Source organism: Stutzerimonas sp. VN223-3, assembly GCF_045999685.1.
GTDB lineage: Bacteria > Pseudomonadota > Gammaproteobacteria > Pseudomonadales > Pseudomonadaceae > Stutzerimonas > Stutzerimonas stutzeri_AR.
Genome location: NZ_RBEC01000001.1, coordinates 1789968 through 1807707, shown reverse-complemented (window position 1 = coordinate 1807707; position 17740 = coordinate 1789968). Strand labels below are relative to the sequence as shown.

Genomic DNA, 17740 nt, shown 5'->3' with positions numbered 1-17740 from the left:
CCAGCTAACTGTTCACTGGACCGGGGCAGCACGCCTCGGGTTCCCCACTCGGCTATGATGTGCGGCTTTGGTCGCAGAGCGCTCGCACGCCATTGCACCGTCGCGCCGACTACAGGGTTCGTACCATGAAAACATTGCTGCTGCATTGCCGACCGGGCTTTGAAAACGAAGTCTGCGCCGAGATCAGCGATCAGGCCGTTCGCCTTGATGTGGCCGGTTACGCCAAGGCGAAACCGGACAGCGCTTGCGCCGAGTTCGTCTGCAGCGAGGAGGGTGGCGCGGAGCGGTTGATGCGCGGCGTACGCTTCTCCCGGCTGATCTTTCCCCGGCAATGGGCCCGTGGCGACTATCTGGCCTTACCTGAAGCCGACCGAATCGGCGTGTTGCTCGAACATCTCCAAGCCTATCCCGTGTGCGGCAGCCTCTGGCTGGAAGTGCTGGACACCAACGATGGCAAGGAACTTTCGAACTTCTGCCGCAAGTTCGAGGCACCGTTGCGCAAGGCGCTGACAAAGGCGGGCCGATTGAGCGAGGGCGGTGACGGCCCGCGTTTGCTATTGACCTTCAAGAGCGGGCGTGAGGTATTTCTCGGCGTCGCCGAAGCGGATAACAGCGCCATGTGGCCGATGGGCATTCCGCGTCTGAAATTCCCGCGGCAGGCACCGAGCCGGTCGACATTGAAACTGGAAGAGGCCTGGCACCACTTCATTCCACGCGATAAGTGGGATGAGCGGCTGGCTGCGGGCATGACCGCGGTGGACCTGGGCGCCTCGCCGGGTGGTTGGACCTGGCAGCTGGTCAATCGAGATATAGAGGTAATGGCGGTCGACAACGGGCCAATGAACGAGACGCTGCTTGAGTCAGGGCTGGTCGGGCATTACCGCGCGGATGGTTTTGCCTTCCGTCCCAAGCGTCCTGTGGATTGGATGGTCTGCGATATCGTCGAGAAACCGGCGAAAAATGCCGCTTTGCTGGAAACCTGGATTGGCGAGGGCCTGTGCCGTGAGGCTGTGGTCAACCTCAAATTGCCGATGAAGCAGCGTTACGCCGAGGTGAAACGCCTGTTGGAACGCATCGCAGATGGGCTTGCCGAACGAGGGGTGAAGGCCAGCATCGGCTGCAAGCAGCTTTACCATGACCGCGAGGAAGTGACCTGCCATTTGCGTCGGCTGTGACGTTGGGCCTGGTGACCGCACGATCCGTCTGCGCGACAATGCCGACCTGTTTTATGGAGCCTGTGATGTCTCAATCTGCTGAACTGTCCGCCGACGCGGTGCTCGATGCCAGCGGTCTCAACTGCCCTGAGCCGGTAATGATGCTGCACAACAAGGTGCGCGGCCTCGGTGGCGGCGAACTGCTCAAGGTGATCGCCACCGACCCGTCCACCCAACGCGATATCCCTAAGTTCTGCGTCTTCCTCGGCCATGAGCTGGTGGAGCAGCACGCCGAAGAAGGCACCTATCTCTACTGGATTCGCAAGAAGACCGACTGATGCCTCCGCTCGGGCCTGAATCGGTTCGTAGGATGCGTCTGTAACCCATCGAATCATATGCATGGCGGCAGAAACGCCAGCTGAAGTCCAACGAATATCGTGGACAGCGCCGCAATGAAATGGATGCCCGAGGAAATCTTGGTGACGAAGACCTGGCGCTCATTGAGATCATGTGGCGGGCGCGACAGCTTCCAGGAACGGCGCCCTAACCAAAGCAGCAGCAAGACGACCAACAATGTCAGAGCTCCGAAGCTGGCGTTCAGCCAGTTGAAAATGCCCTGATTAGGGTCAGGCGGAGCAATCGAGCAGACTACGGCATGAGAGCCATACATGGCAGCAAACCAGAGGCTCCAGATCGTCAGCCCGAACGGGATCTGTACAGGGTGAAAGATCGAAGTGCGACGATACTTCATCAGGCGGCTCCCAACGCGGTCGGGAACAGGACGATTGCAGCGTAGGCGCTCCAGATCACGCCGAGGTTGTAATACCAGAGCTGCTCGACCACCACGGTTTCGTAGGGTGCCTTGTCACCGACATAGCCGTACATCACCCGCATCGCCTGCAATACGGTAAGGATCGTTGCCAGGGCGCAATGAATCAGGCTGTAGGCCAGCATCACGAAGATCACTGCATCATGTGCGGTTTCGGTTATCTGCAGATTGGCCCCGAGCAGCACCCACAGTAGCGTGGCGCATTGCACCAGGCCGATGGTTGCAACAGCGCAGAGATTGCCCAACAGCCGATCGTTGTTACCACGGCGCAATCGCGCCGGCACGATGCGCATCCACAGCGTTCCGACGGTCAGCAGAGCGGCACTGGCAAGCATCAGCCAGCCGTTGAGGTCCGACTGCTCGGGCACCTGCCATTGCGGCGACACTGTCCAGAGGTAGAACCAGCCGAACAGCAGCGACAGATACATAGTGCCGTTGGCCAGCAGCGTCACGCCCATGCCCCACAGCCCCGGACCATCGAAGGTGCGCGAATGCAGTGGCGGCTCGCCGGGCTGGGTTTGCGCGTCCGGCGCGGCAGCCGGATGCGCGCCGTTTTCCCATGACCAGCGGAACAACACGATTAGCGTTGCGATGGTTGCGCTGAGGGCGACCCAGTAGAACTTGTTCAATAGGCTCAGGCAGAGCACGGCTAAAAACACCGAAGCCACGAATGGCAACCAGCTGTTGCCAGGCAGATGAATGATCTCGCGCACCTTGCCGGTCAAAGGGTCCGTGCCCCAGGTTTCCCGTCGGCCATGGTCTATGGTCGTCAATGCGTGTTCGCCGCGAGCAATGCTGTCCGGTAGATCCGGGTCCTTCCACAGTGGATGACGCTCGCTTATGTTCGGCAGGCTGACGAAGTTATATGGGCTCGGTGGCAAGCTAGTGGCCCATTCCAGCGTGTCGGCGTTCCACGGGTTTTTCTCCGCGGGCTGGCCAAAGCGAAAGTGCAATACGATATCCAGCAGGATGGTGGCAATACCGATGGCCATGATGAAGCTGCCGATCGACGAAACCAGATTAGGCATGTCCCAGCCCAGGCCCGTGTCGTAGGTATAGACCCGGCGCGGCATGCCAATCAGGCCAGTCCAATGCATGATCAGAAAGGTCACATTAAAACCGATGAATACCAGCCAGAAGCCCCAGCGGCCGAGCCGTACCGAGGGCATGCGTCCTGAGAAGTGCGGCAGCCAGTAATACAGCCCGGCCATCAAGGGAAAGAACATGCCGCCGACCAGCACGTAATGCATATGCGCGACGACGAAGTGAGTGTCGTGCACCTGCCAGTCGAAGGGCACTAGAGCAACCATCACGCCAGTCAGCCCGCCGCAGACGAAGACGATCAGAAAACCCACTAGCCACAGCATCGGCACGTGGTACACCGGTTTGCCCAGCCAGAGCGTGGCGATCCAGGCGAATATCTGCACGCCCGTAGGGATCGCCACCAGCATGCTCGCCGCCGAGAAAAAACCCAGCGCCAGGGCCGGGATGCCCACGGTGAACATATGGTGAACCCAGAGCCCGAAGCTCAGGAAGCCGGTCGTCAGCACGCCGAGTACCACCCAGCGATAACCCACTAGGGGCCGCTGACAGAACACTGGCAACAGCGTCGAGACGATGCCGGCGCCCGGCAAGAAGATGATGTACACCTCGGGATGGCCAAACAGCCAGAACAGATGCTGCCAAAGCACGGGGTCGCCGCCCTTGGCGGTATCGAAGAATGGCAGGCCGGCGGCTCGTTCCAGTTCAAGCAGAATGCTGCCGAGTATCAATGGTGGGAAACCGAAAACGATCATCAGCGACATGACCAGGATGTACCAGGCATAGAGCGGCATCTTGTGCAGCGCCATACCGCTGGTTCGTGTGCGCAGGATCGACACCACCAGCTCGACCCCGGCGCTCACCGCCGAAATTTCGACGAAGGTGATGCCCAGCAGCCAGAAATCGGAGTTGACGCCAGGCATGTGCGACGAACTCGACAGCGGCGTGTACATGAACCAGCCGGCCTTGGGCGCCACGCCGAGAAACACGCTGGAAAGCAGAATGATGCCGCCGAAGAGGTAGCAGTAATAACCGAGCGCAGACAGCCTCGGGAAGATGAGATCCCGCGCACCAAGCATCTTGGGAATGAGGTAGACCGCCAATCCCTCCATCATTGGTACGGCGAACAGAAACATCATCACCGAGCCGTGCATGGTGAAAACCTGGTTGTAAACTTCCGGCTCCATCAATACATAGCCAGGCAGGGCGAGCTGGGTGCGGATCAGCATCGCCATCAAGCCGCCGATCAGGAAGAACACCCCGCCGGTAATCAAAAAGCGCAGGCCAATGCTGGTGTGGTTGACGATGGTCAGCGCGCGCCACCCGCGCGGGTTGCCCCAGACATCGTTGAATTGGTCGTGGAGCTGATCCGGGTCCGTAGAGGGCGCGCTGCTTCTGTCGAAGTAAGTCATGGAGCGAGCGTCTCCAGCCAATCGGCGATCTGGTCAAGGGTTTCAGGCGGAACGTCGTCGTGGGCAGGCATGCCATTGCCGAACTTGAGCGTCTTGTGTTCACGCAGCCAGCGGCGGAGGCCTTCTTCGTCATTGTCGATTACGCCCGCGCCTAGGCTTGGCCGTGTTGCCAGATCGGTAAGATCCGGTGCGCGATTACCGTCGGTAATCCCCGCGACGCGATGGCATTGGCCGCAGCGGTTCTGGAAGACTTCTCCTGCCTCGCCGGGCGCGCGCTGCGTAAAGTTGAGATTTTCCCGCGCCGCGATCCATTCGCCGAAACCGGATTCGTCCAACGCTTCGACATGCAGCTTCATATGCGCATGTTGCAGGCCGCAGAACTCGGAGCACTGGCCATGGAATATTCCGGTATGCCCTGTTTCGATGCGAATGATGTTGGTCCGTCCGGGCAGCATGTCCATCTTCCCGCCGAGCCGCGGGATCCAGAACGAGTGAATGACATCGGCGCTGGTGACCTGCACGTCCACCAGGCGACCGGCCGGGATGATCAACTGATTGGCTGTGGTAACACCGCTGTCGGGGTAATGCACCTCCCACCACCATTGATGACCGGTGACTTCGACCCTTAATGGTTGCTCGCCCTCGACCGGCAGCGGAATCATGCTGCGCCCGGTCGGGATGCCGAATATCAACAACACGATGATGCTTACGCTTGGTAACACGATGCCGCCGCCTATGACCCAGCGCCGATTGAGTCGTATGGCCTGTTCATCGGTGGTCTTGCGCGGTTTGCGCGCCAATGCATAGATCCATAGGGCACTCACGGCTACCAGCACTAGCGTGGCGAAAGCGAACATTCCCCACCAGACATTCGCCACCTGCCGTGCCATCGGGCTGGCTGGGTTAAGGGCGGACAGCGGGCCGCCGCAGGCGCTCAGCAAAGGAACTGCCAGCGCCAGTGTGGTCCATTTCAAGAGGCTGCCGACTCGTTGGGAGCGGGTGCCCAGTCCCCTTGAATGCCGCCGGAGAGCCGAATGGCCCGATACCGAGACTCCATCCACAGCCGCGCCGCGATTGCCGGGCATCCCTTGCATCCGATGCTGATCCATTTTCCAGTGGCGGCTTTGACCGGACTGCTGCCGGTCGATATTGCCCACCTCTTCACGATGGATGATTTCTGGTGGCGCGCAGGGCTCTGGTTGGCCGGTGTGGGTGCTCTGGGCGGCTGGGTCGCCAGCATTTTCGGCTTGATCGATCTGCTTACGGTGCATGAGATTCGGCAGAAGATTACCGCCTGGTGTCATGCAATCCTGGCGGTGATGATGCTTTCGTTGGCTTCGCTCAATTGGTTGCTGCGTTACCAGAACGATGGAGACAGCATGCTGTTCTGGGCGCTGTACCTGTCGGCAATCACCGCTGCGATGATCTCCCTGGCTGCCTATCTCGGCGGGCGGTTGGTTTACGAGCATGCTGTTGGGGTCGATCTGGACAAGGTCTGACCTGGGCCGTGAATGAGGTTTGGATCGTTCGGTCATGGGCGTTATTCGGTTGATCGAGCGGTTTGAGTCATGAGCTAAAACGGCTTGGCCAGTACCAGCCAGAGCGTTGCTGTAATGAAGGTCGCGACAGCGACGCCGAGAAAGCGGCAGCGAATGCTTACGCTCTGTTCCGGCGAGCGTTCGATATGCAGTACAAGCACGCCGCACAGGGCGTGGCACAGCACCATACCGGCGACCGTGCTGAGTTTGACGATCAGCCAGCCGGCCATGATGCCGTCGCGTAGAAACAGGGCGGTTCCCGATCCGATCGCAATAAGCGCGGCCGGGGTACCTATGAGGTTGAAAACCATGCGGGTCAGGTGGGCATGGTCTCGATAAAAAAGCGCATCACTGCGTTTGGTACCGGCCGCGATGAGCGCAGGCAGATATAAGAGGGTGCCGCACCAGCACAGCAGGCCTGCGAAATGCAGCAGTTTGAGCAAGGGCATTCGCGTCTCCATCCGGCCCGCGGCAAGTCAGAGGTTGTGACAACCCTGTACCGAGGCGGTTCGGATGGAAGATTCTGGGCGACTGTCGATGGGCTTTGGCTTTATGAGAAGGCTTGCTCAGCGCTGTTGAATGATCAGGTCAGTCAAGGAGATCAGCTTTCGGCGTCGCGTTCTGCTCGATTGAAAAGCTGGCTCCCACAGCGACTGCAAAAAGCCGCATTCGGCTCGTGGCTGAGCTTTTCACATGTGGGGCAGCGGTGTTGCAAGCTGTCGGCACGCATCGCGGTAGCCAGTTCCGCTGTAAAAATTCCGGTGGGGACGGCGATGATCGAGTAACCGGTGATCATCACCAATGTAGAAACCGCTTTGCCCAGCGCCGTATGCGGGACGATATCGCCGAAGCCCACCGTGGTGATGGTCACCACTGCCCAATAGATGCTCATCGGAATACTGGTGAAGCCGTTCTCGGGACCTTCGATCACATACATCAACGTGCCGTACACCAGCACCATCGTAGTGACGCTGAGCAAGAAGACGACGATTTTCTGCTTGCTGCCACGCAGCGCGACCAGCAGAAAGTTGGCCTGGCTCAGGTATTGCGTCAGCTTGAGGACGCGGAACACGCGTAGCATGCGAATGGTGCGCACCACCAACAGGTACTGTGCGTCCGGCAGAAACAGCGCGATAAATGCCGGCAAAACGGACAGCAGATCGATGGCGCCGTAGAAGCTGAAGATGTATTTGCGCGGCTCTGGGTGGCAATAGATCCGAACCAGGTATTCGATGGCGAAAATAGCCGTGAAACACCACTCCAGCCCAGTCAACAGCATTCCGTGCTGCTCCCGGTAGGAGGCAACGCTGTCGAACATCACCACGACCAGGCTCGCGAAGATAACGCCAAGCAGCCAGGTATCGAAGCGTTTGCCGGCGGGCGTATTGGTGAAGAAGATGATGATGTAGAGGCGCTCGCGCCAGCCCATCGATCGGAGGGCGTCGTTATCCATCTGCAAAAGCTCCGGTGAATCGGCGAAGGCGAATTATCCTAGTGTTCGAGTCGTGCCATCAAAGTATCGTTGCGCGTTAGCCGAAGGTTCATGCAGCCAGTGTTGCCGGTGCCGGACTTTGCCTTCGGGCGGGCCGCATCGGGTGTGTCGTGAACCGCGTCGCATGACGGCCGGCCCCCTTGTAGGCGCAACCCATCAAAACGTTCAGCTCACGTTTGACGGATGCCCGTTGCGTAATGGCGTGCTGTTGCATGCCATTCGCCTCGCCACCTTTGCCTCACGTCACGTTCCGGCATAGTCTTGTCCGTGCGCATCAAGCCGTTGGAGAGCGACATGCCAGATTCTCAGTTGGTCGACCCGTTCGGCCGGCGCATCACTTACCTTAGATTGTCGGTTACCGACCGCTGTGACTTCAGATGCACGTATTGCATGAGTGAAGACATGGTATTCGCACCGCGTGCGCAGATTCTCACGCTCGAAGAGCTCTATGCGGTCGCCGACGCCTTCATCAGCCTAGGCGTCAAGCGCATCCGCGTGACCGGCGGCGAGCCGCTTGTGCGCAAGGGTCTGCCTAGTTTGCTGGCTCGCCTGGGTGCGCGTGAGGAGTTGGAAGACCTGGCGATCACCACCAACGGCTCGCAACTGCCAACACTGGCGCCGGTATTACGCGGTGCCGGCGTCAAACGCCTGAATATCAGCCTGGACTCGCTCAAGCGCGATCGTTTCGCCGAGCTCACCCGTCGTGACAAGCTCGATCAGGTGCTAGAAGGAATTGAGGCGGCGCGCAATGCCGGGTTCCGCCGAATCAAGCTCAATAGCGTGATTCAGAAAGGTCGAAATGATGACGAGGTACTCGACCTGGTGAATTTCGCCGTCGAGCGCGGGCTGGATATCAGCTTCATCGAAGAAATGCCGTTGGGCACCGTGTCCAGCCATGAGCGCCAGATCACCTTTTGCTCCAGCGAGGAAGTGCGCGAACGCATCGAAGTCGGCCATCAGCTGATACGCAGCAGCCACGCCACCGGCGGTCCGTCGCGCTACTGGCAGGTGGCTGGTAGCGAAACTCAGGTTGGCTTCATTTCGCCGCACAGCAACAACTTCTGCGGCAGCTGCAACCGCGTGCGTGTCACGGCCGAAGGCAAGCTGGTGCTTTGCCTAGGACATGAAGGGGCGCTGGACCTCAAGAGCCTGATGCGTCGCTACCCAGGCGACAGCGAGCGATTGCGCCACGCGCTGGTCGACGCGCTGCAGCTCAAGCCGGAAAAGCACGAATTCCGTACCGATGAGCAGGTTCAGGTAGTGCGCTTCATGAGCATGACGGGCGGTTGAAGCCGGGCGGCGTAGGGTGGGCTAGACGGGGCTGGGCATCAGTAGGGTGGGCTTCAGCCCACCAGATGCAATTCCAAACCAGGCCGAAACGGAGCTAGCGTCCTTCACGCTTGGTGAGCATCACTCCCGCCGCGATTTGTCGCCGGTTGCCACGTAAGCATCGCCGCGATTGGTGGGCTGAAGCGGAGCGCCACCCGGCCCACCCTATATCGGTATCGCATGGGACCAGTAGGGTGGGCTTCAGCCCACCAGGCGCCGTGATAAACTCCGCCGTTTCGCGTCAGCACCCACTCGATGCCAGGAATTCCGATGTTTGCGGCGACCCTGCTTGTTCATTCTCCCGCTGATCGCCATGGATAGGCCCGCATGCGACTGAAAAGCATCAAACTCGCCGGCTTCAAATCATTCGTCGACCCGACCACCGTCAGCTTTCCGAGCAACATGGCGGCAGTGGTCGGCCCGAATGGTTGCGGCAAATCGAACATCATCGATGCCGTGCGCTGGGTGATGGGTGAAAGCTCGGCGAAGAACCTTCGTGGCGAGTCGATGACGGATGTCATCTTCAACGGCTCGAACACCCGCAAGCCAGTGACCCAGGCCAGCATCGAGCTGATCTTCGACAATTCCGACGGTACCCTCACCGGCGAATACGCTGCCTTCGCCGAGATATCCATCCGCCGCCGGGTCACGCGCGATTCGCAGAACACTTATTTCCTCAACGGTGTGAAATGCCGGCGGCGGGATATCACCGACATCTTCCTTGGCACCGGCCTGGGCCCGCGCAGCTATTCGATCATCGAACAAGGCATGATCTCCAAACTGATCGAAGCCAAGCCTGAAGACCTGCGCAATTTCATCGAAGAGGCGGCCGGAATCTCCAAGTACAAGGAGCGCCGTCGCGAAACCGAGAACCGTATTCGCCGCACCCATGAAAACCTGGCGCGCCTGACCGATCTGCGCGAAGAGCTGGAGCGGCAGCTGGAACGCTTGCATCGCCAGGCCCAGTCGGCTGAAAAATATCAGGAGTACAAGGCCGAAGAGCGCCAGCTGAAGGCGCAACTATCGGCATTGCGCTGGCAGGCCTTGAACGATCAGGTTGGTCAGCGTGAGCAGGTGATTGGCGATCAGGAGGTCGGTTTCGAGGCACTGGTCGCCGAACAGCGCAATGCGGACGCTAGCATCGAACGTCTGCGCGACGGTCATCATGAGCTATCCGAGCGTTTTAATCTGGTTCAAGGCCGCTTTTATTCCGTTGGCGGTGATATCGCACGGGTAGAGCAGAGCATTCAGCATGGCCAGCAGCGGCTTCGGCAGCTACAGAACGACTTGCGCGAGGCCGAGCAGGCGCGGCTGGAAACCGAATCGCATCTGGAGCATGACCGCACCTTGCTCGCCACCCTTGGCGAAGAACTGGCGATGCTCGAGCCCGAGCAGGACATAGCGGGTGCGGCAGCCGAGGAAACCGCGGCGCAACTCGAAGAAGCCGAAACCGCGATGCAGCTCTGGCAAGAGCAGTGGGAACGTTTCAATCAGCAGAGCGCCGAACCGCGCCGTGCGGCCGAGGTGCAGCAGTCCCGTATCCAGCAGCTGGAACAGAGCCTGGAACGCCTGGCCGAGCGCCACCGTCGTCTGGATGAGGAACGCGCCTCGCTTGCGGGCGATCCGGAAGATGCCGCGGTAGCAGAGCTGAGCGAGCAGTTGGCCGTCAGCGAGGTGAGTCTGGAAGAACTGGTCGCCGAGCAGGAGCAGACCGATCGGCAACTTGAACAATTACGCGAGCAGCTGCAGCAAGCCGGCCAGGCCGAGCAACAGGCGCAGGGCGAACTGCAGCGGCTGAATGGTCGTATCGCTTCGCTGGAAGCTTTGCAGCAGGCCGCGATGGATCCAGGTAAGGGCGTCTCCGAATGGTTGCGTGAGCAGAGGCTCGATGAGCGTCCTCGCCTCGCCGAAGGGCTACGTGTCGAGCCGGGCTGGGAGCTGGCAGTTGAAACCGTGCTGGGCGCGGACCTGCAGGCGGTGTTGTTGGATGGATTCGACGGCCTCGATGTAAGCGGCTTCGAGCAGGGCGACTTGCGTCTGGTCACTCCGACACAGGGCGGTGCTCGCATGGCCGGCAGCTTGCTGGACAAAATCGAGTCAGCCGCCGATCTGTCGCCATGGTTGGGCCGGGTGCGACCAGTGGATGATCTTGATCAGGCGTTGGCTGCACGTGGCTCGCTTGGCGATGGCGAAAGCCTGATCAGCCGTGACGGTTACTGGGTTGGCCGGCATTTTCTGCGCGCGCGGCGCGCGGGTGACGCCGAGTCCGGGTTGCTGGCACGCGGTCAGGAGCTGGAACGGTTACAGACCGAGCGTGACGAGCATGAGGCCAGTCTGGAGCTGCTAAGCGAGAGCCTAGACCAGCTCCGCGAGGCGCAACGCCAGCAGGAAGAAAACCGAGAGCAGCAACGTCGCCGTCATCAGGACATGTCTCGGCAGCAGGGCGAACTGAAGGCTCGGCTATCAGCCAGCCACGCCAAGCTGGAGCAACTGAGCCTGCGTCGTCGTCGGCTGGAAGAAGAACTGGCCGAGCAATCCGAGCAGCGCGCGCTGGAGACCGAACAGTTGGGCGAGGCACGGCTGCACTTGCAGGACGCGCTCGATGCCATGGCGATGGATACCGAACAACGCGAGTCGCTGCTGGCGAACCGCGACGGCATTCGCGAAAAGCTCGATCGTATTCGCCAAGAGGCCCGCCAGCATAAGGATCACGCACATCAACTGGCCGTGCGAGTGGGTTCGCTGAAGGCACAGTACGATTCGACCCGCCAGGCTCTTGAACGGCTTGAACAGCAGTTCGACCGTGCCGTGGAGCGGCGCGAGCAACTCAACCTGAATCTGGAGGAGGGCGAGGCGCCGCTCGAAGAGCTGCGCATGAAACTTGAGGAACTGCTCGAGCGGCGCATGGGCGTGGAAGATGAACTCAAGCTCGCTCGGTTGGCTCTCGAAGACGCCGATCGAGAATTGCGCGATGCAGAGAAACGCCGCACACAGGCCGAGCAGCAAGCGCAACTGCTGCGCGGCCAGCTTGAACAACAGCGAATGGAATGGCAGGCGCTGAGTGTTCGTCGCAAGGCGCTGCAGGATCAGCTGCACGAGGATGGCTTTGACCTGCACGGCGTACTGGCGACATTGCCTGCCGGGGCGAGTGAAGGGGAGTGGGAGGCGGAGCTGGAGCGCTTGAGCGCGCGGATCCAGCGGCTCGGTCCGATCAACCTCGCTGCAATCGATGAGTATCAGCAACAGTCGGAACGCAAGCGCTATCTCGACGCCCAGAACGACGATCTCACCGAGGCGCTGGAAACGCTGGAAAACGTTATCCGCAAGATCGATAAGGAAACCCGTAATCGCTTCAAGGAGACCTTCGACCAGATCAACGGCGGCTTGCAGGCGCTTTTCCCCAAGGTTTTCGGTGGCGGCAGCGCTTATCTGGAACTTACCGGGGAAGATTTACTCGATACCGGGGTGGCGATCATGGCGCGCCCGCCAGGTAAGAAGAACAGCACGATTCATCTTCTATCAGGGGGAGAGAAGGCGTTGACTGCTTTGGCGCTTGTGTTTGCGATTTTTCAGCTCAACCCGGCGCCGTTCTGCATGCTGGATGAGGTGGATGCGCCATTGGACGATGCGAACGTTGGGCGCTATGCGCGTCTGGTCAAGGAAATGTCTGAGAAGGTGCAGTTTATCTACATCACGCATAACAAAATTGCGATGGAAATGGCTGACCAGCTAATGGGCGTGACCATGCATGAGCCGGGTTGTTCAAGATTGGTTGCGGTCGATGTGGAACAGGCAGTTGCACTTGTGGAGGCTTGAGTCGCGGCTTTGCCTGCCACAGGTTGTCGGTAGACAGAGACCTATAAAAGAGCAGCGTCGGGCGGTGCAAATCTACCGTTCGTCGTGCTAGTTTAGAGCGCAAATTTTTTACGATGCGCAGAGGAGCCTGTTCAGCGGCTGTGAATCTGCGTCTTTATCATCGATTTCAGGGGTTCAAGCATTAATGGATATCGGTCTGCGCGAGTGGCTGATCGTCATCGGCATCATTGTTATTGCCGGCATTCTTTTTGACGGCTGGCGGCGGATGCGCGGCAGCAAAGGCAAATTGAAGTTCAAGCTGGACCGCAACATCGCCGACAGTTTCCCCGATGACGGCGAGACCAACGAGCTACTGGGGCCGCCACGAGTCGTAAACCGCAACAACGAGCCCTCACTGGACGAAACTGATCTTCCCTCGATGAGCGCCCGCGAGACCGGAAAGCGTCGCGCCACCGCACCCCAGCAAGGCGATCTGCATTTTTCGAGCGATGAACCTGTCCCGACGCTGCTGAACCCTGTAGCCGGTGATGACGAGGAAGCTGAAACGAGCGAGTTCGGTCAGGATCTGCCGCCGGTTGAGGAGGTCCTGGTAATCAACGTCATCTCTCGCGATGCGTCCGGTTTCCGCGGCCCGGCGCTGCTGCAGAACATTCTCGAAAGCGGTTTGCGGTTCGGTGAGATGGATATCTTTCACCGTCACGAAAGCATGGCGGGAAATGGCGAAGTTCTGTTCTCCATGGCCAACGCGGTCAAGCCCGGGACGTTCGACCTGGACGATATCGACCATTTCACCACGCCAGCCGTCAGTTTTTTCCTCGGCCTGCCTGGGCCGCGCCATCCGAAGCAAGCGTTCGACGTAATGGTCGCCGCCGCTCGCAAGCTTTCGCAGGAATTGAACGGTGAGCTGAAAGATGACCAGCGCAGCGTGCTGACTGCCCAGACCATCGAGCACTACCGCCAGCGCATCGTTGAATACGAGCGCCGGCAGATGACTATCAAACGTTGATCCCCGAAACCGCTCTCAGGAGCGGTCTTTTTGGCCAGTACGCGGCCAAAAACATCCCCCGGGTCGGCCTCGTACAAGTGCAGCGGGTCACAAATCCTGTTCGAGATGCACCCAGAATCACTAGACGCACACCAAACCGCGCTGATGAACGCCATCCGCGATGCGGCCGCAGGTCGAGCCGAGCGCGGTAAGCGCAACGGAGAGGCACACAATCGTAGGGTGGGCTTCAGCCCACCGAAAAAAACGCATCAGAAAATGAGGATGGGTGAAGACGCTTCGACCAACCCTCCGAGGCCCCCCGGTGGGCTGAAGCCCACCCTACGGAGCTTTCGCCTGCTCAACGCCGTGCAACACGCTGTCGATGCCATGAACAGCCTCGACGCCAGCGCAAACCTGCCGCCAATTGCAGGATCGGCTAAAATCCCGCGCCTGATATCAACCAAGGCGCGCTGAGACTGTCTGATCAGCATTGCCATAGCCACGGCTCCGTCATATGCCTTCCGCCCAAACCGCTGCAGAGCGCATCGCCGAACTGCGCAGCGAAATCGACGCCCACAACTACCGTTACTACGTACTCGACGAGCCCAGTGTCCCTGACGCTGAATATGATCGTCTGTTCAACGAGCTGAAAGCGCTTGAGGCCGAACATCCTGAGCTAATAACGGCCGAATCGCCGACCCAGCGTGTCGGCGGTGAGGCGCTGGCGGCCTTCGGCCAGGTCCGCCATGAAGTTCCGATGCTCAGCCTCGGCAATGCATTTGAAGAGCAAAACTTGCTCGATTTCGATCGTCGCGTACGTGAGGGGTTGGATATTCCAGCCGGCGACCTGTTCGGTGGCGGCGCTGAAGTCGAATACAGCTGTGAGCCGAAGCTTGATGGTCTAGCGGTCAGCCTGCTCTACGAAAATGGCCACCTGGTACGTGGCGCCACTCGTGGCGACGGCAGCACTGGCGAGGACATCAGCGCCAACGTGCGCACGATCCGCAATATCCCCTTGAAGCTGCACGGCAGTAGTTGGCCAGCAATTCTCGAAGTGCGCGGCGAGATCTATATGCCCAAGTCCGGTTTCGAGGCACTCAACGCCCGCCAGGTTGAAAGTGGCGGCAAGCCCTTCGCCAACCCCCGTAATGCGGCGGCAGGAAGCTTGCGCCAACTGGACTCGAAGATTACCGCGAGCCGCCCCCTGGAGCTGTGCGCCTATGGCATTGGTCGCAGCGACGATGGGCTGCCCGATACCCATATCGGTATTCTCAATGCTTTGAAGGGTTGGGGCCTGCCCATTAGCCGTGAGCTGAAGCTGGCCAAGGGCGTCGCCGAATGCCGTGCCTATTACCAGGCCATCGGTGAAAAGCGCGACGCATTGCCCTACGAGATCGACGGTGTGGTGTTCAAGGTGAATTCCGTGCGACAGCAGCGTGAACTGGGCTTCCGCGCCCGCGAGCCGCGCTGGGCCATCGCGCACAAGTTTCCGGCCCGGGAAGAAATTACCGAGCTGTTGGATGTGGAGTTTCAGGTTGGCCGCACAGGCGCTATCACGCCCGTCGCGCGCTTGAAGCCCGTGCAGGTTGCCGGCGTGACGGTCTCCAACGCCACGTTGCACAACATGGATGAAGTTGCGCGTCTGGGCGTGATGATCGGTGACACCGTAATCGTGCGTCGTGCGGGCGACGTGATCCCTCAAATCCTTGGCGTGATCGCAGAACGCAGACCAGAAAATGCGCGTGCGGTCCATGTACCCGAGCAATGTCCTGTCTGCGGCTCGGCTGTTGAACGCACCCAGCTGATCAAGCGCAGCAAGGGCAGGGAGTCGGTCAGCGAGGGCTCCATCTACCGCTGCGTCGGCCGCCTGGCCTGTCAGGCCCAGCTCAAACAGGCGATTATCCACTTCGTCTCGCGCCGTGCGATGGACATTGACGGTCTGGGCGACAAGATCGTCGAGCAATTGGTCGACACCGGCCTAGTGCACTCGCCAGCCGATCTCTATTGCCTGACGTATGACCAGGTTCTGGCATTGGAAGGTTTTGCCGATGTATCGAGCCGCAACTTGCTCAAATCCATCAACGCAAGTCGTGCACCATCCCTGGCGCGTTTTATCTATGCCTTGGGGATTCCGTATGTTGGGGAAGGCACCGCCAAGCTGCTGGCGCGGGCTTTGGGCTCGCTCGATCGCATCAGCCGGGCGATGCCGGATGTGCTGGTCTATCTGCCCGATATCGGGCTGGAAGTCGCCCATGAAATCCATAGCTTCTTCGAGGACGAGCATAACCAGCTCGTTATCAAGCAGTTGCATGAGCGTGGCGTTCGGCTGCAAGAAGAAGGCGACGTGCATCCCGAATTCGCCGCCTGCGCGACGCTGGCAGGGCTGCTCGACAAGCTGAATATCCCTTTCATCGCTACAACCGGCGCTCAACGTTTATCGGATCGCTTCGGCAGCCTTGAGGGCATCGTTGGTGCCGACTGGCTGGACCTGCGTCAGGTCGAGCGTCTCAATGAAAAGGCCGCCCGCGCGTTGCGCGACTACTTCGACGACCCTGGCAACGCCGAGCGCGCTCGTAGCATTGAAGCTCAACTGCGTGAGTTCGGCATGCATTGGCAGAGCGAACGTAAGGCAGCGGAAGGCCTTTCGTTGGCGGGTCAGACCTGGGTGCTTACCGGCACGCTGGAAAGCATGAGCCGTGATGAAGCCAAGGCAAAACTGGAGGCGCTCGGGGCCAAGGTGTCCGGCTCGGTATCGGCCAAGACGACATGCGTTGTGGCTGGACCTGGAGCGGGATCGAAGTTAGCCAGAGCCACTGAACTAGGCGTGACAGTCCTGGATGAAGAGGCGTTTGGCCGGCGGCTCAACGATCTTTCTCGCTGAGCAGTGCTAACGTATACGAGATCAAATCCGGGGGTGGTAATGAGCCTTTATTCAGAATTCATAGGCGAACTGCAGGGGCAATTCAAAGATTTTGGCTACGGCTGGAGCAAATCCAAGGAGAACTCGTGCAATTGGATGCTGCACTGGTTGCAAGGTGGCGCCGGGGTTGACGTAGGCGGTACCGCCTACCTGGTCAAGCAAGCAGCTGCAAAGGGATGCGACATCACATATTTCGACTACTTTCCCCCGTCCGATCCGGCCATCGAAAAATTCGTTGCGGCTGATATGTCCGCCTTCGCCGAGCATTTCGCTGCCCGCAGTCTCGACTTCATTACCACTCGCCATACCCTCGAGCACTCGCTCAACCCGCTGTTTCAACTGTGGCAATACAACCGCTGCCTGAAGGACGACGGACTGCTTGTAGTAGTAGTGCCCCAGCACACCAAGGGCTGGGTGTGGTTCTACTCGCACTTTAACTGCCTGCCCCAGGAAAACTGGCTGATGCTTTTCCACCGTGCAGGGTTCGCCGTGGAGGAGGCCAATGCCGGCTCCTGGTGGTCCAAGAATCCTGACTACATTGAGTACCGCTTCGTCTTGAGAGTAGAAAGCAGGACTTTGCGGCTCGATAACCCGTTCGGCGACAGCACACCGGACTAAGTGATCCCTGGCACCGTCCTTGCTACGCCTGTGTCGAGAGCGCGAGCAGCCAGCTTTTTGACGTGTTGTTGCCCGCGCCGGCCCGCCGTTTCCGTTCAGCTTCAGCTGGCACCGCGTGGCCGCAGCAGCCCGCGAGGACCGCCATGCCTACCACCGTAATCACCTACGGTACCTTCGACATGTTCCATGTCGGCCACTTGCGTCTGCTCAAGCGCATGAGCGCGCTGGGTGATCGGATCATCGTCGGCGTCTCAACCGATGAGTTCAACGAACGCAAGGGCAAAAAAGCGCTGATCCCGTTCGTAGAACGCAGGGAGATCATCGAATCGCTGGATTGTGTCGATCTGGTTATTCCCGAAGACGACTGGGCGCAAAAGCCCGACGATATTCGCCGCCACGGCGTCGACCTGTTCGTGATGGGCGACGACTGGGCCGGCAAATTCGACCACCTCGGTGCGTACTGTGAAGTTAAATATCTGGAGCGCACCAGTGGCGTTTCCTCGACTGAGCTACGTGATTCGCTACGCAGTCTTCTGTCGAGCGAGCAAGAAATCACCAATATGCTCGGTCTGCTGAAATCGCTGCAGCGGGGGCTGGATTGATGAC

Annotated in this window: 14 protein-coding genes; 9 read left to right on the top strand and 5 right to left on the bottom strand. The window is 59.7% G+C overall.

Annotated elements, in window-relative coordinates; all coding sequences use genetic code 11:
* The first annotated feature begins 125 nt into the window (after positions 1 to 125).
* A complete protein-coding gene (gene rlmM, locus D7241_RS08080; RefSeq protein WP_408101045.1) occupies positions 126 to 1175 on the top strand; it encodes a 23S rRNA (cytidine(2498)-2'-O)-methyltransferase RlmM in 1050 nt (349 codons plus the stop codon).
* Between the two features lie 65 nt (positions 1176 to 1240).
* Entirely contained in the window at positions 1241 to 1492 is a 252-nt protein-coding gene (tusA, locus tag D7241_RS08075; protein ID WP_408101044.1) for a sulfurtransferase TusA, read from the top strand.
* 53 nt (positions 1493 to 1545) lie between these two features.
* On the opposite strand, the gene D7241_RS08070 is transcribed toward tusA, so the two are convergent.
* Genes D7241_RS08070 through coxB form a run of 3 tightly spaced genes read right to left on the bottom strand, consistent with a single transcriptional unit; the run spans position 1546 to position 5326 of the window.
* Positions 1546 to 1905 (bottom strand): hypothetical protein, encoded by a 360-nt coding sequence (locus D7241_RS08070; RefSeq protein ID WP_408101043.1) that lies wholly within the window; start codon positions 1903 to 1905, stop codon positions 1546 to 1548.
* Positions 1905 to 4436: a cytochrome c oxidase subunit I gene (ctaD, locus tag D7241_RS08065; RefSeq protein ID WP_408101042.1), complete on the bottom strand. Its 2532-nt coding sequence runs from the start codon at positions 4434 to 4436 to the stop codon at positions 1905 to 1907. Before ctaD ends, D7241_RS08070 begins: the two co-directional genes overlap by 1 nt.
* Entirely contained in the window at positions 4433 to 5326 is an 894-nt protein-coding gene (gene coxB / locus D7241_RS08060; RefSeq protein ID WP_408101211.1) for a cytochrome c oxidase subunit II, read from the bottom strand. Before coxB ends, ctaD begins: the two co-directional genes overlap by 4 nt.
* Positions 5327 to 5470: 144 nt before the next feature.
* Here coxB and D7241_RS08055 point away from each other — a divergent pair, with 144 nt between their 5' ends.
* Positions 5471 to 5935 (top strand): DUF2231 domain-containing protein, encoded by a 465-nt coding sequence (locus D7241_RS08055; protein ID WP_408101041.1) that lies wholly within the window; start codon positions 5471 to 5473, stop codon positions 5933 to 5935.
* Positions 5936 to 6009: 74 nt separating this feature from the next.
* Here D7241_RS08055 and D7241_RS08050 read toward each other — a convergent pair whose 3' ends face one another.
* On the bottom strand, positions 6010 to 6423 hold the full coding sequence (locus tag D7241_RS08050; protein ID WP_255976555.1) for a CopD family protein: 414 nt from the start codon (positions 6421 to 6423) through the stop codon (positions 6010 to 6012).
* A 152-nt stretch (positions 6424 to 6575) separates the two neighbouring features.
* Entirely contained in the window at positions 6576 to 7427 is an 852-nt protein-coding gene (locus tag D7241_RS08045) for an ion transporter (protein WP_255976552.1), read from the bottom strand.
* 333 nt (positions 7428 to 7760) lie between these two features.
* On the opposite strand from D7241_RS08045, the gene moaA reads away from it, so the two are divergent.
* From moaA to D7241_RS08015, 6 genes are all read left to right on the top strand, one after another.
* Positions 7761 to 8756, top strand: coding sequence for a GTP 3',8-cyclase MoaA (gene moaA, locus D7241_RS08040; RefSeq protein WP_408101040.1), 996 nt, complete (start codon positions 7761 to 7763; stop codon positions 8754 to 8756).
* Between the two features lie 366 nt (positions 8757 to 9122).
* On the top strand, positions 9123 to 12611 hold the full coding sequence (gene smc, locus D7241_RS08035; RefSeq protein ID WP_408101039.1) for a chromosome segregation protein SMC: 3489 nt from the start codon (positions 9123 to 9125) through the stop codon (positions 12609 to 12611).
* A gap of 184 nt (positions 12612 to 12795) precedes the next feature.
* Positions 12796 to 13617, top strand: a complete 822-nt coding sequence (zipA, locus tag D7241_RS08030) for a cell division protein ZipA (protein ID WP_408101038.1) — start codon at positions 12796 to 12798, stop codon at positions 13615 to 13617.
* A gap of 493 nt (positions 13618 to 14110) precedes the next feature.
* Entirely contained in the window at positions 14111 to 16477 is a 2367-nt protein-coding gene (gene ligA / locus D7241_RS08025; protein WP_408101037.1) for an NAD-dependent DNA ligase LigA, read from the top strand.
* A gap of 39 nt (positions 16478 to 16516) precedes the next feature.
* The gene (locus D7241_RS08020; protein WP_408101036.1) at positions 16517 to 17134 is read left to right on the top strand and encodes a class I SAM-dependent methyltransferase; all 618 of its coding nucleotides are present in this window, start codon (positions 16517 to 16519) and stop codon (positions 17132 to 17134) included.
* Between the two features lie 143 nt (positions 17135 to 17277).
* Entirely contained in the window at positions 17278 to 17736 is a 459-nt protein-coding gene (locus D7241_RS08015) for an adenylyltransferase/cytidyltransferase family protein (RefSeq protein WP_255976540.1), read from the top strand.
* The last annotated feature ends 4 nt before the right edge of the window (positions 17737 to 17740 follow it).